Below are 13,233 nucleotides of genomic sequence, written 5' to 3'. Positions count from 1 at the left end.
GCGTGGCTGAGCGACAGGACGTAGCGAACACCGAAGCGACGGTGCGGCTCTCGGTCGGCCAGGCCGCCGTGCGGTTCCTGGCGAACCAGTTCACCGAGCGCGACGGCGACCGCGTCCGGCTGTTCGCTGGCTTTCTCGGGATCTTCGGCCACGGCAACGTCGCAGGACTCGGGCAGGCGCTGCTGGAGGCCGAGCTCGAGGATCCGGGCCTGATGCCGTACGTGCTCGGGCGCAATGAACAGGCGATGGTGCACACCGCCGCCGCGTACGCCCGGGCGCGCGGCCGGCTACAGACATGGGCGGTGACGACGAGCGTCGGACCGGGCGCGACGAACATGGTCACCGGCGCCGCGCTCGCCACCATCAACCGCCTGCCGGTGCTGCTGCTGCCCGCCGACACCTTCGCCACCCGGGTCGGCGCCCCGGTCCTGCAGGAGCTGGAGCTGCCGTCCAGCGGCGACGTCACGGTGAACGACGCCTTCCGGCCGGTGTCGCGATACTTCGACCGGGTGTGGCGGCCCGAGCAGCTGCCCGCGGCACTGCTCGGCGCGATGCGGGTGCTCACCGATCCGGTCGAGACCGGCGCGGTGACGGTGGCGATCCCGCAGGACGTGCAGACCCAGGCGCACGACTGGCCCGAATCGCTTTTCGCGGAGCGGGTCTGGCACATCGGACGTACCCTGCCGCAGCGCGCCGCGCTGGCGCGCGCGGTCGAGGCCATCCGTGCCGGACACAGACCGCTCATCGTCGCCGGCGGCGGCGTCCTCTACTCGGACGCGTCCGAGTCGCTGGCCCGGTTCGCCGGGCTCACCGGGATCCCGGTGGCGGTGACCCAGTCCGGCAAGGGCGCTCTGGCGTCGGAGCACCCACAGTCCGTCGGTGCGATCGGCGCCACCGGGACCACCGCCGCGAACGAGCTCGCCGCCGCGGCGGACGTGGTGATCGGGATCGGCACCCGGTACACCGACTTCACCACCGCCTCCCGATCCGCGTTCGCCCATCCGGACGTGCGGTTCGTCAACATCAACGTCGCCTCCGCGGACACCGCCAAGCTGTCCGGCGTGAGCGTGGTCGCGGACGCCAGGGAGGCGCTCGATGCCCTCACCGCGGAACTGCACGATCACCGGGTGCCGCAGGAATACCGGATGCGGGCAACCGAATTGGTGACGATCTGGGATGCCGCCGTCGACGCGACCTATCGGTCCACGGGCGCGGGTCTCACCCAGACCGAGGTGATCGAGCTGGTGAACACGCTCTCGGACCCGACGGATGTGGTCGTGTGCGCGGCGGGCTCGCTACCCGGTGACCTGCACAAGCTGTGGCGGGTGCGCGACCGCGCGGGCTATCAGGTGGAGTACGGCTACTCCTGCATGGGATACGAAGTGGCAGGCGGTCTCGGCGTCGCGATGGCATGCCCCGGGCGCGATGTGTTCGTGATGGTCGGCGACGGTTCGTATCTGATGATGGCCACCGAACTGGTGACGGCGGTCCAGGAAGGGATCAAGGTGATCGTCGTGCTGGTCGACAACCACGGGTTCGCCTCGATCGGAGCGCTGTCGGAATCGGTTGGCTCGCAGCGCTTCGGCACCCGATACCGGTACCGGTCGCCGGACGGCCGACTCGACGGCGGCCCGCTGCCGGTCGACCTCGCGGCGAACGCCGCCAGTCTCGGCGTCGACGTCATCTCGGCCCGCACCGCGAGCGAGTTCACCGACGCCGTCAAGACCGCCAAGGCGAGCGCGCGCAGCACGGTGTTGTATGTCGAGACCGACCCGCTGGCCTCCGCGCCGGACAGCCGGTCCTGGTGGGATGTACCGGTTTCCGAGGTCTCGACCCTGCCGTCCGCCCGGCAGGCCCGCGCGGGGTACGAATCCCGCAAGCGGGCCCAGCGGCACCACCTGCGCCCGTCCGAGAGCTGAGAGAGTCGCACCGAGCGGCTGGAGAGGAGCCATGATGAGCGTGATCCGGGTCGGATCGGCGCCCGTCTCCTGGGGTGTGTGGTTCGGTGCGGACCCGCGACAGGTGCCGTACGGGCGGTTCCTGGACGAGGTGTCCGCGGCCGGCTACCGGTGGATCGAGCTGGGCCCCTTCGGGTACCTGCCCACCGACCCGCAGCGGCTCCGTGACGAACTCGGCGCCCGCGACCTCCTGCTGTCCGCCGGGACCGTCTTCGAGCGCCTGCACCAGCCGGGTTCATGGGATGCGGTGTGGGATGCGGTCCGCCGAGTGGCCGCGCTGACGGCCGGGGCCGGCGGGCGTCAGGTGGTGGTGATACCCGAGATGTGGCGCGATCCCGCGACCGGGACCGTGCGCGAGGACAGCCACCTCACCCCGGAGCAGTGGCGCGCCAAGATGTCAGGGGTCGACCGGCTCGGCCGGGCGATGTTCGAGGAGTTCGGGGTGTCGCTGCGTTACCACCCCCATGCCGACAGTCACGTCGGCAGACAGGACGAGGTGGTCCGGTTTCTCGAGGACACCGACCCGAGGTTCGTGAACCTGTGCCTGGACACCGGCCACATCAGCTACTGCGGCGGCGACAACCTCGCGATCATCGGCGACCATCCCGACCGCATCGGCTACCTGCATCTCAAGCAGGTCGATCCGGCCATCGTCGCCAAGGCCGCCGAGCAGGATCTGACGTTCGGCGAGGCCGTCATGCTCGGGGTGATGGTCGAACCGCCGCGCGGCGTCCCCGAACTGCCCCCGCTGCTCGCCGCGGTGGAGAAGCTGGACGTGGACCTGTTCGCGATCGTCGAGCAGGACCTGTATCCGTGTGCGGGCGACGTGCCGCTACCCATTGCCGCGCGCACCCAGAAGTACCTGTCGGGATGCGGTGTCCCGGCTCTCCGGTTCGACTGATCAGGAGGAGCACACCATGTCTGGTACCGAGGGCCTGCGGGTGGCCGTGCTGGGAGTCGGCGTCATAGGGGCCGATCACGTGGACCGGATCAACCGGCGGATCAGCGGCGCGCGGGTCACGGTGATCAGCGACACCTCCGCCGAACGGGCCGCGGAGGTCGGTGCGAGCGCACCGGATGCGCAACTGGTGGCCGATCCGTTCGAGGCCATCGCCGTCGAGGACGTGGACGCGGTCCTGCTCGCCACGCCGAGTGCCGTGCATGCAGAGCAGGCACTCGCCTGCGTGAACGCGGGCAAGCCGGTGCTCTGCGAGAAGCCGTTGGCCACCGACTCCGAGAGCGCACTCGAGATCGTCAGGCGGGAAGCGGAACTCGGTCGGCGGCTCGTGCAGGTCGGGTTCATGCGCCGGTTCGATCACGAGCACCAGCGGCTCAAGTCCCTGATCGATGCGGGCGAGCTCGGCCAGCCCCTCGTGATGCACTGCGTCCATCGGAACCCGGCGGTGCCGCCGCAGTGCGACAGCGCGGCGGTGATCTGGAACTCGGTGGTGCACGAGATCGACGCGACGCGGTACCTGTTGGGCGAGGAGATCATGGCGATCACGGTGCTGCGGCCGACGCCGAGCTCCCATGCGGCGGAAGGACTTCAGGATCCACAGCTGGTGATCCTGGAGACCGAGACCGGCCGGATGGTGGACATCGAGGCCTTCGTCACCAGCGGCGTCGGCTACGAGGTGCGAACCGAGGTCGTCGGCGACCGGGGCAGCGCCATGATCGGCCTCGACGTCGGGCTGGTGCGGCGGACCGACTCCGGACGGTGGGGCGGTCAGATCACGCCCGGCTTCCGGGAGCGGTTCGGGCAGGCCTACGACAGCGAAGTCCAGCGCTGGGTGGACGCCGTCCGGGCAGGCGGCGGATCCGGCGACTGTGTCGACGGCCCCGGCGCCTGGGATGGCTATGCCTCCACCGCGGTGTGCACGGCCGGGATCCGATCGCTGGAGACCTGGGACCGGATCGAGGTGGACATGGTTCCCCGCTCGACCGTCGACGGCTTGTGAGGATCGTCGCCAGGTCAGCCGCGTGTCGCGCTGATCTGCAGCCGAACGTAATCGACGACCGGCTCGGGCAGCCGTTCGGCAACGGCGTGCACGAACGGCCTGCGTTCGTCGTCGGGTAGCTCACGCAGCTGGGCGCCGAGCAGAACGGTGGCGACGAATGCTTCCAGTTGTTCGCCGCGCTCCAGGGTCGCCGGGTCCTCGACCAGGCGGACGTCGATGTCGGTGAATCCCGCGTCCCGTAGGCGATCGGTCGTTTCGGCGGCACCGGCGAAGTTCCAGATCTCGCTGCCGTCGGCGCCGCTCACGGCTCGCAGGGCAGTACGGAATGTCGCGAGGTTGCCTGCGCCTCCCGCCTCGGCGACGAACCTCCCACCTGGCCGCAGCACCGCGGCCACAGTGCGAAACACCGCCGCGTGGTCCGGCAGCCAGTGCAGGGTTGCCACGCTCAGCGCCGCATCCGCCGGTCGCGGCAGGACCATCGGTTCGCGGACGTCCGCATGAAGGACGTCGATTCGATCCAGCTGCGATTCCAGCCGGGTGCGCAGCTCCCGCAGCATCTGCGCGGAGCCGTCCACGGCGATCACCCGGCCTTGCGGGAGCAATCCGAGAAGCCGTTCGGCATCCCGTCCCGTCCCGCAGCCGAGATCGAGAACGGTCTCGCCGCCGTCCAGCTCCAGCCGCGCGATCGCGGCGGCGCCCCACCGCTTGTGCGGCAGCGGTAGCGCGTCGTAGGTTCGGGCGTCCCACTCCAGCAACTCCACAACAGCCCCTCCCTGTTGCCTACATTCCAACACAGTCGAGTCCATTATTTAAGAAATTGAATCCATATATTGGGATGCGATGTAGATCCCCGTGCGCACTTGCCAGGCCCGCCGGCCTCTCAAGCCAGGATGCCGTGCAGCAGCAAGTCCGTCAGCGAGGTGGCGAGGCGTTCGAGGTCGTCGACCTCGCGGATCGACAGTGCAACGATTGCCGCACCCGCCAACGTGTCGAGCAGAGTTCCCGCGTCGATTCCCGGTCGCACCTGCCCAGCCCTTGCCCCGTCGGCGAGGGTCTGCGCGAGGCCTTCGCGGGCCCCCGCAAGCAGGCGCTCGGCCAGGACCTTCTTCAGGGCAGGATCCGACCGCATGTCGCACATCAAGCCCGGGACTGCCTCTCGGGTGACCGGGTCACCGAAAAGCGCCACCGCACCGAAAACCAGTCTCCTGACTTCATTTTCGACCTGATCGTCAGACACCCACTCAGCCGTCAACGGGGGAAACACAGCCTCGTGAACGATGTGAACCTTGGCCGGCCACCGGCGGTAGACGGCGGGTCGACCGACACCGGCGGCCGCCGCGATCGAGTTGATCGTGATATCGGAATAGCCGACTTCGACCAGCAATCGGCGAGTCGCGGAGAGTATCGCGGCGTCGACCGCCGGGTCTTGATGCGGCCCCAACTTGTGCGTAGTGCTTCCCCGCGCCACCCAACTTCCCCCTTGACGTCGATGTGACTGGCGTTACATGCTGTCACGGCTTCAGGCGATACACCATGTAACGCCTAATTGTACGGGAGGTGCTAGTTGCTGAAATCGACATGGATCACTCGCAGGTCCGCGACCGTCCTCGCCTGCGCCGCGCTTGCGGCTACGGGAGTTGGCGCACCGAACGCGGCCGCGGACACACCTGGCATCGATGCGTACTACGCGCAGACCGGCTGGGCGACCCTGCACGGCGACGCCGGCAACCGGAAATCGGTCCCGGTCTCGCCGAGTGATGAGTACAAGTCCGCATGGTCCGGGCTGGCGAACGCTTCGGTGCTCACAGCCCCCGTGGTCGGCCCGGATGGGACGACCTATGTCACCACCGGACTCGGACCGGGTCAATCCAATCTGTACGCGTACGCACCCGACGGAACGCTGAGATGGAAGTCTGCCGAGTGGCAGAACTCCGAGGACTTCGACAGCTGCGCCGTCCTTCAGAGCCCGCTGGTAGCCCGCAACGGCGAGCTCTATGTCAGCGACTGCAATCAGCTGTGGGCGTTCCGCCCGGATGGTCAGGTGAAGTGGAAGATTCCGCTGCCCGATGCGGTCCCGGGCGCCCCCTGGCAGGAACCCGCCCGGGCAACCCCGTTCCGACCACTGGTCACCGCCCAGTTCCTCGCTGACGGCTCCGTCATGGGTGTCACGACGTGGAACAAGGTGGTGGTGGTCGACCCGGCGACCGGAGCGTTGCGGGCACCCGTGACGCAGTTGCCTGCCACCGCGGCGCCGGCGGCGAGCCAACCCCAACCGCCCACTCTCCTCGGCGGCGGACTACTCGATCCCGAACTCAAAGCCCCGGCATGGGAACTGTTCTGGGGCGGCACCATGCCGCAGGCCAACACGCCGTCGGTGTCGAACAAGACCGGCCGGATCTTCACCGTCGCATCGGACATGACGAAGGGGTACGTCTACGGAATCGACTACGCCCCCGGCGCGGACGGTGCGCAGGGCACGATCACACTCGCCTTCAGCGCACCCGTCGGCAGCGGCAGCGGCTCGAGCCCGTCGATCTCGGCGGACGGAAGCGCTGCCTACGTGACCGACAACGCCGGAATCCTCTACGCGGTCGGGGCCAACGACGGGGCGATCCGCTGCACCGCAGATGCCGGCAGTAACGGGGGCTCACCGACCGCAGGTCCTGACGGACACATCTACCTGCTCGGCGATCAGGGCGCGAGCCTGACCTCCTACGATGCTCAGTGCCAACGGCGTTGGAGTGGTGACTATTCGGCGCTCGCGAAAGATGTCCTCCCGGTCAGCCCGACGGTCGGGGAACCCACCTGGAGCGCGGGAGGCCCTCCGACCATCACCCGCGACGGACTGCTCGCACCGATCTCACTCGGCTACAAAGTCCCGCTGGGGCCCGGCCGCGCTCCATTCGTGGCAACAGATTTCCGGCTCGTGAAGATCGACCCAGCGAACGGCATGGTCGAGAAGGTGCTCGCAGCCGAAACCGGCGAGAGCGACGGATTCACGGTGCCGAACACGATGAACGACCTCGTCGTCGCCGGGTACGGCGCGATAGGCACCTCTGCACTCGAACCGGCCCGTGGCGCAATCGATCCGCGGTTGCCTGACGGGCACAAGATGCCCCCGCTCCGCGGTGGGATCGAGGCCTTCCTCCCCGCCGGCGCCCCAGGGGCCGGATCCTCGGGATCGAGTGGCTCCTCCAGTAGTTCAGGACAAGGCATCGGCAGCGTTTTCGGGAGCTGAGCACCGATACGTACGGAAGGACTCGTCGGCAAACACAGAGGACCTCGCGGCCGGTCTGGCGCGGGGTCCTCTGCGCTGACGATGTCCTGCATCGACGCCATCGTTCGTGGCTTCTGTGTCAAGAATCGGCGACTGCGGCACCCGACCCCAGACGGGGAAAGGGCTCCGTGGAGAACACGACCTCCACCGCCACCTCGAAGTACGCCGCGATCCGCAACGCCAGGTGCAGGCTGGGGCTGTATTCGCCGCGCTCGAGGTAGCCAACGGTCTGATAGTGGACCCCCAGCGCCTCGGCCAGTTCCCGCCGCGAGATGCCCCGCTCGGCGCGGAGCATCGCGATGCGGTTGTAGATGACCTCAGAAGGCACGCTGCATCGCCTTGTCCCGCCGCTCGGCCATGCTCGATCCTGATTCGTGACGCGCCATGCGTCGCAACACTACCGGCGCGATCATCAGGCCTACGACGGCCCAAACACCCAGCACCGCCGCGGTCTCGAGGTGCCGCCAGGACTGGCCGATCTCGATTGCGACCGCCTCCTCGGGCAGCAGCGCCGAGCGCATGCCGAGGCCGAGCCAGTACATCGGGAAGAACTGGCCGACGGCCTGCAGCCAGCCCGGCAACGCGGTGATCGGGTAGAAGATGCCCGAGATGGCGATCAATCCCATCAGCGGCATCGTCAGCAGAAATGCCGTCCGCGTGTCGAGCACGCTGCCCAGGATCGCGCCGAATGGCAGCACGGCCAGCAGCCCCAAGGCCACCACCCACACGAAAGTCACCACCGCGCCCGGTCCGGACAGCGAGGAGCCACCGATGATCACCATGCCCACCCCGAGCACGACAACCACCTGCACGATCACCGACCCGGCGGAGGCCACGATCTTGCCGACGAAGTAGCCGGTCATGCCCCGCGGCACCGCCTTGGCGCGCAACAGCGTCCCGTCCTCGCGGTCCAGCACCAGCACGTTGAGCAGGGCATACATGCCGTTGAACGCGATGATGCTGCCGAGCAGACCCGGCACGGCCAGCTCGGCGACGGACAGCCCGCTGTCGCCGTACATACGGCCACGCAACAGGAACAGTACGGCGAGCGCGATTGCGGGCGTGAGGAACTGGCCGATCAGGTCGGGGCCGTTGGTGTACAACTGCCGCAGTTCGATGCCGCCGCGGGCGAGACCGGCGCGGGTGGCAGTGGCGTTCATCGGGTGACCTCCGCGAGGGTGTGGACGGGCTCGGTCGCTTCGCCGGACTCGGCGCGCTTGACCAGGGTCATGTAGGTGTCTTCCAGCGAGGCTCGGCGCACCTCGAGGTCGGCGATGCTCTCGCCGTGCTGCTTGAACAACTCGTGCACGTACTTGGTCGACTCGGTGGTGGTGTGGACGAAGCGCCGACCGTCGACGGTCCAGCTCACCTGGGCTTCGCCTGCGATCGACCGGGAGAGTTCGTCGGGTGAGCCGTCGGCGATGATCCGGCCGCCGGCCAGGATCAGGATCCGGTCGGCCAGGATCTCGGCCTCGTCGAGGTCGTGCGTGGTCAGCAGCACGGTGGTGTCCTCGAGGTCGGCGAGCCGGTGCACCAGATCGTGGAAGTCGCGCCGTGCCGCCGGGTCGAAGCCCGCGGTCGGTTCGTCCATGAACAGCAACTCGGGCCTGCCGACGACGCCGATCGCCACGTCCAGCCTGCGCCGTTGACCGCCGGACAGCGTGGAGATCTTGGCGTCGGCCTGCTCGGCGAGGCCGACCAGCTCGATGAGGTCGTCGGTGTCCCACGGGCGTTGGACCCGGTCGGTGGAGAAGGGGCGGTAGTACGAGCCGAGATGGGCGAGCAGTTCACGCACCCGCCACTTCGCGTGATCGCGCCAGGACTGCAGCACGACGCCGATCCGAGCGCGCCACTGTTCGTCGCCCTGTTCGGGGTCGACACCCAGGACCGCGACGCGGCCGGCCGAGCGGCCACGGAAGCCCTCCAGGATTTCGATGGTGGTGGTCTTGCCCGCCCCGTTGGGGCCGAGCATGACCAGCACCTCGCCGCGCCGTGCCTGGAATGTCACGTCACGCAGAACCTCGTTCGTGTCGTACTGCATTCGCAGCGTGTCGACATCGAGAACAACCCCATTGTGCGAAGTCATGAACCCTCCCTGTCATCGGTCTTCGATGATTTGTAGCATACCTACTACATTTCAGGGCAGCAATGCTCCACCACTACGGTGTCAAACGCGTTTAGGAGGCTTCGTCCCGGAGCGACCGCTCCCTCGCCTCCTTGGCGCGTTCGACGAAGGCGGCGAAGGCCGGGATCTGCGCGGCAGGCACCCTGAACGGCAACACCTGGAACGGAATGCTCACCCCCGTGGTCTGGAGCCTCACCTTCCAGTCCTCCCCCTTGGGGACGACGTGCACCTCGAGGAGCTCCGCGTGCACGAAGAAGATCCCCGGTGCGAATCGGGGCGTCGCGATGGTGACGATGTCGCCGTCGAGCGTCAGCAGAATGTCCCCGTCGATGCGCACCCGGTGCCGGTTCGTGGTCATGACGCTCATTCGAGCACGACCACGGCCGGCACGGCCGCTCTCGACCCGATTCGATCACGGGCCGGTGTGGAAACTTGGACCCCAGCACCGGGTCGAATACCCTGCATCCTCGATGAACGCGCCCGCACGAGCCCTGACCGCACTGGCCGCCGTCGCCTCGATCGCCCTGGTCGGCGCGCCGGCGGTCGCGCAGCCCTCCCCCATGCCGCCGGATTCGAGCACGACCACCACCACGCCGTTCACCACCCCGAACACCGACCACTGCCCGCAGCGAAACTCCCCGCCGCAGGCCATCGATCTCTCCGAGGTGCCTGCCCCCGGACAGACCGCGCCCGCCGCGCTACCCGTCCCCGCCCGGCCGGTCGGTGGCGCCCGCCTCGGCGAGTGCGGCGCCATCGCTCCCGACGGCGCACCCGGTCTGCCCGCCGAGATCTCCGCGACCGGGTGGGTGCTCGCCGACCTCGACTCGGGCGCCGTGATCGCGGCCAAGGACCCACACGGGCGCTACCGCCCCGCGAGCACCATCAAGGTGCTCCTCGCGATCCTCGCCCTGCGCGAGCTCGACCTCGACACCACCGTCACCGCCACCGCCGACGACGCGAACGCCGAGGGCAGCGCGGTCGGCCTCGGCAAGGACGGGCGATACACCAACCGCCAGCTCATGCAGGGCCTGGTGATGGCCTCGGGCAACGATGCCGCGCACGCGCTCGCCGCGCAGCTCGGCGGCGACGAGCGCACCGTGGAGAAGATGAACGAGCTGGCCCGCTCGCTCGGCGCCCTCGACACCCGCACCGCCACCCCGTCCGGCCTGGACGGGCCCGGAATGTCCAGCTCCGCATACGATCTCGCCGTCATCTTCCGTGAGGCCATGCGGGACAAGACCTTCGCCGATTTCATCCATACCGAGTCGGTACCGTTCCCTGGATTCCCGAAGGACCCCACCGACCCGGAGGACAAGGACCACCCCGGGTTCACCCTCGCCAATGACAACAAGCTGCTCTACAACTACGACGGAGCACTCGGAGGCAAGACCGGGTACACCGACGATGCGCGGCAGACCTTCGTCGGTGCCGCCGAACGCAACGGCCGAACGCTCGTGGTGACCCTGATGGCGGGTGACGTCAAACCGATTCGCCCGTGGGAACAGGCCGCCCGACTCCTCGACTACGGTTTCGCGCTCCCGGCGTCGGAAACGGTCGGCACCCTCACGGACTCGACCGAGGCGCAGACAGTCGCACCGGTGACCCTGGCCGCACCACCGTCCAGTCCGGTCGGCGGTCCGATCGCCGCGGCCGCGCCTGCGGACTCCAGCCCCGGGTTGTCGAGAACAGCTGTCGCGGTGGTCGGTTCGGCAATCGTCGGCATGCTCCTCGTCGCGGCCGCGCGGCTCCGACGTCGGCGCTGACCGGGCCGAGACCGAAGGTCAGTCGCGGCGCCTGCGCCGACGAATCAATCCGCCGAGTCCGACCGCGGCCGCCGCGCCCACCCCGACCAGGGCGAGGGCCTCGGACATCGTCGGCCCCCTCGCCGGCGCCTGCTTCACCTCGATGATCGCCGGATCCGGCGGCGGCACAAACGCCTTCACCTCGTTCTCGTGCGCCGTCGCCGCCCATGCCGTGGAGAAGAGCACCAACCTCGCAGTGAAGTAGATGAACACCAGGAGGCCGATGATCGGGCCGAAGGCGGAGCCCGCCGGACCGTTGGTGACCGCCTTCAGGTAGATCGCGCCCAGCCGCTTGAACAGCTCGAACCCCACCGCCGCGAACAACGCCGCCTTTGCCGCACTGCGCAGGGTGATGGGCTCGCGGGGCAACCGTGAGATGACCCAGACGAACAGTGCCCACGTCGCCACCACTGCGAGCAGGCTCGACAGGACCCGCACCAGGGTGCCCACCCAGCCGATGTCGTCGATGCCGAGCCATCCCAGGACCCGCCCGGTGGTGCTGCCCTCACCGATCACCGACAGACCGACCGAAACGATCAGGGCCAGTACCAGACCCACCAGCTTCGCGAGGTCCTTCAGCTTGGTCCGCAGGAACCCTGCAGTGGGATGGCGCTGGTCCCACATCGCGCTGAGCGCCTCGCGCAGGTTCGCCATCCAGCCCAGGCCCGAGTACGCAGCGACGACCAGACCGATGACACCCACCGTGGTGCGTGCGGCGATCGCGGCATCGATCAGCTGGTTGATCTGGACGCCCAGGTCTCCCGGCATCGCCTTGCTGACCGCATCGTGGATCGTGGTCAGCAGCTCGGGGTGTCCGACCAGGATGAAACCGGTGACCGCGAAGCCGACCATCAACAGCGGGAACAGCGCGAACACGCTGAAATAGGTGATCCCGGCCGCGAAGTAGTCGCCCTTCTGCGCCTGGTACCGCCCGCCCGCACGGATCAGGTGATCAAGCCACGGCCGCGTCGCACGGAGACGCTCGAGAAGCGCTTTGACGTCCGGCACCGCGGATCACCCCTTGTACTTCAGGAACCCCACCTTGTCATAGACCGTCGCCAGAGTCCGCTCGGACACCTCGCGGGCCCGTTGCGCGCCCGCATCCAGGATGCGGTCCAGCTCGGCCGGGTCGGCCATGTACGCGTCGACCTTCGCGCGGAGCGGGGTCACGAACTCCACCAGTACCTCGGCGGTATCGGACTTCAGGTCGCCATAGCCCTTGCCCTCGTAGCCCTTTTCCAGGTCCTCGACGCTGGTGCCGGACAGTGCGGACTGAATGGTCAGCAGGTTGCTCACGCCCGGCTTGGTCTCCCGGTCGAAGCGGATCTCGCGCTCGTTGTCGGTGACGGCGGACTTGATCTTCTTCGCCGACACCTTCGGGTCGTCGAGCAGATTGATCAGTCCGGCGGCCGACGCCGCCGACTTGCTCATCTTCGACGTGGGGTCCTGCAGGTCGTAGATCTTGGAGGTGCCCTTGATCATCTGCGCCTCGGGGATCACGAACGCCTTGCCGAACCGCGTGTTGAACCGCTGCGCCAGGTCACGCGCCATCTCCAGGTGCTGGCGCTGGTCCTCGCCCACCGGTACCCGCTGCGGGCGGTACAGCAGGATGTCGGCGGCCATCAGCACCGGATACGTGAACAGGCCCACCGTCGCGGACTCGGTGCCCTGCTTGGCGGACTTGTCCTTGAACTGCGTCATCCGGCTGGCCTCGCCGAAGCCGGTGATGCAGTTCAGCACCCACGCGAGCTGCGCGTGCTCGGGCACCTGGCTCTGCACGAACAGCGTCGACCGATCCGGGTCGATGCCGAGCGCCAGCAGCTGGGCGGCGGCGATCTTCGTGCGGCGCCGCAGCTCCTTGGGCTCCTGCGGGACCGTGATCGCGTGCAGGTCGGGAATGAAGTAGAAGGCGTCGAAATCATCCTGCAGGGGCACCCACTGCTGCAGCGCCCCGAGAAAGTTGCCGAGATGGAACGAGTCGGCGGTGGGCTGGATGCCCGAGAGCACCCGCTGGCGGGCGGCGGTGCCGGGCGCGGCGGGGGCGGTGTTCACCGGGGCGGTGTCCGATGACGGTGCGGACGGCGACGATGCGGAACTCGACATGGCCCCGATC

At 68.5% G+C, this 13,233-nt stretch carries 13 protein-coding genes; 5 read left to right on the top strand and 8 right to left on the bottom strand.

What is annotated here, in order from left to right; all coding sequences use genetic code 11:
* Window positions 1–2 precede the first annotated feature (2 nt).
* Genes iolD through JOE46_RS25315 form a run of 3 tightly spaced genes read left to right on the top strand, consistent with a single transcriptional unit; the run spans window position 3 to window position 3,916 of the window.
* A complete protein-coding gene (gene iolD, locus JOE46_RS25325; RefSeq protein ID WP_374102909.1) occupies window positions 3–1,919 on the top strand; it encodes a 3D-(3,5/4)-trihydroxycyclohexane-1,2-dione acylhydrolase (decyclizing) in 1,917 nt (638 codons plus the stop codon).
* A gap of 34 nt (window positions 1,920–1,953) precedes the next feature.
* On the top strand, window positions 1,954–2,859 hold the full coding sequence (locus JOE46_RS25320; protein WP_209928795.1) for a sugar phosphate isomerase/epimerase: 906 nt from the start codon (window positions 1,954–1,956) through the stop codon (window positions 2,857–2,859).
* 16 nt (window positions 2,860–2,875) lie between these two features.
* A complete protein-coding gene (locus JOE46_RS25315; protein WP_209928794.1) occupies window positions 2,876–3,916 on the top strand; it encodes a Gfo/Idh/MocA family protein in 1,041 nt (346 codons plus the stop codon).
* A gap of 14 nt (window positions 3,917–3,930) precedes the next feature.
* Here the strand turns inward: JOE46_RS25315 and JOE46_RS25310 are convergent, their stop codons facing one another.
* Complete coding sequence (locus tag JOE46_RS25310) at window positions 3,931–4,677, bottom strand: trans-aconitate 2-methyltransferase (RefSeq protein ID WP_209928792.1); 747 nt, start codon at window positions 4,675–4,677, stop codon at window positions 3,931–3,933.
* 119 nt (window positions 4,678–4,796) lie between these two features.
* A complete protein-coding gene (locus JOE46_RS25305; RefSeq protein ID WP_097210469.1) occupies window positions 4,797–5,384 on the bottom strand; it encodes a TetR/AcrR family transcriptional regulator in 588 nt (195 codons plus the stop codon).
* 96 nt (window positions 5,385–5,480) lie between these two features.
* Between JOE46_RS25305 and JOE46_RS25300 the strand changes: the two genes are divergently transcribed.
* Complete coding sequence (locus JOE46_RS25300; RefSeq protein WP_209928790.1) at window positions 5,481–7,154, top strand: PQQ-binding-like beta-propeller repeat protein; 1,674 nt, start codon at window positions 5,481–5,483, stop codon at window positions 7,152–7,154.
* A 118-nt stretch (window positions 7,155–7,272) separates the two neighbouring features.
* Here the strand turns inward: JOE46_RS25300 and JOE46_RS25295 are convergent, their stop codons facing one another.
* The 4 genes from JOE46_RS25295 to JOE46_RS25280 form a co-directional block, all read right to left on the bottom strand.
* Complete coding sequence (locus JOE46_RS25295) at window positions 7,273–7,521, bottom strand: helix-turn-helix transcriptional regulator (RefSeq protein ID WP_097210467.1); 249 nt, start codon at window positions 7,519–7,521, stop codon at window positions 7,273–7,275.
* Window positions 7,511–8,353: an ABC transporter permease gene (locus JOE46_RS25290; RefSeq protein ID WP_209928788.1), complete on the bottom strand. Its 843-nt coding sequence runs from the start codon at window positions 8,351–8,353 to the stop codon at window positions 7,511–7,513. The genes JOE46_RS25295 and JOE46_RS25290 overlap by 11 nt, the downstream gene beginning before the upstream one ends.
* Complete coding sequence (locus JOE46_RS25285; RefSeq protein ID WP_209928786.1) at window positions 8,350–9,279, bottom strand: ABC transporter ATP-binding protein; 930 nt, start codon at window positions 9,277–9,279, stop codon at window positions 8,350–8,352. The genes JOE46_RS25290 and JOE46_RS25285 overlap by 4 nt, the downstream gene beginning before the upstream one ends.
* A 91-nt stretch (window positions 9,280–9,370) precedes the next feature.
* The gene (locus JOE46_RS25280) at window positions 9,371–9,676 is read right to left on the bottom strand and encodes a hypothetical protein (RefSeq protein ID WP_209928784.1); all 306 of its coding nucleotides are present in this window, start codon (window positions 9,674–9,676) and stop codon (window positions 9,371–9,373) included.
* Between the two features lie 112 nt (window positions 9,677–9,788).
* Here JOE46_RS25280 and JOE46_RS25275 point away from each other — a divergent pair, with 112 nt between their 5' ends.
* Window positions 9,789–11,081 (top strand): D-alanyl-D-alanine carboxypeptidase family protein, encoded by a 1,293-nt coding sequence (locus JOE46_RS25275; RefSeq protein WP_209928782.1) that lies wholly within the window; start codon window positions 9,789–9,791, stop codon window positions 11,079–11,081.
* Between the two features lie 18 nt (window positions 11,082–11,099).
* On the opposite strand, the gene yhjD is transcribed toward JOE46_RS25275, so the two are convergent.
* Entirely contained in the window at window positions 11,100–12,128 is a 1,029-nt protein-coding gene (yhjD, locus tag JOE46_RS25270) for an inner membrane protein YhjD (protein WP_097210462.1), read from the bottom strand.
* A gap of 6 nt (window positions 12,129–12,134) precedes the next feature.
* The gene (gene trpS / locus JOE46_RS25265; RefSeq protein WP_245221169.1) at window positions 12,135–13,223 is read right to left on the bottom strand and encodes a tryptophan--tRNA ligase; all 1,089 of its coding nucleotides are present in this window, start codon (window positions 13,221–13,223) and stop codon (window positions 12,135–12,137) included.
* Between the last annotated feature and the right edge of the window lie 10 nt (window positions 13,224–13,233).

It is taken from the genome of Rhodococcus sp. PvR099 (assembly GCF_017833315.1).
GTDB lineage: Bacteria > Actinomycetota > Actinomycetes > Mycobacteriales > Mycobacteriaceae > Rhodococcus_G > Rhodococcus_G oryzae.
Note: the sequence above shows the minus strand (reverse complement) of the source record. Positions and strands in the feature narration are given on the sequence as shown.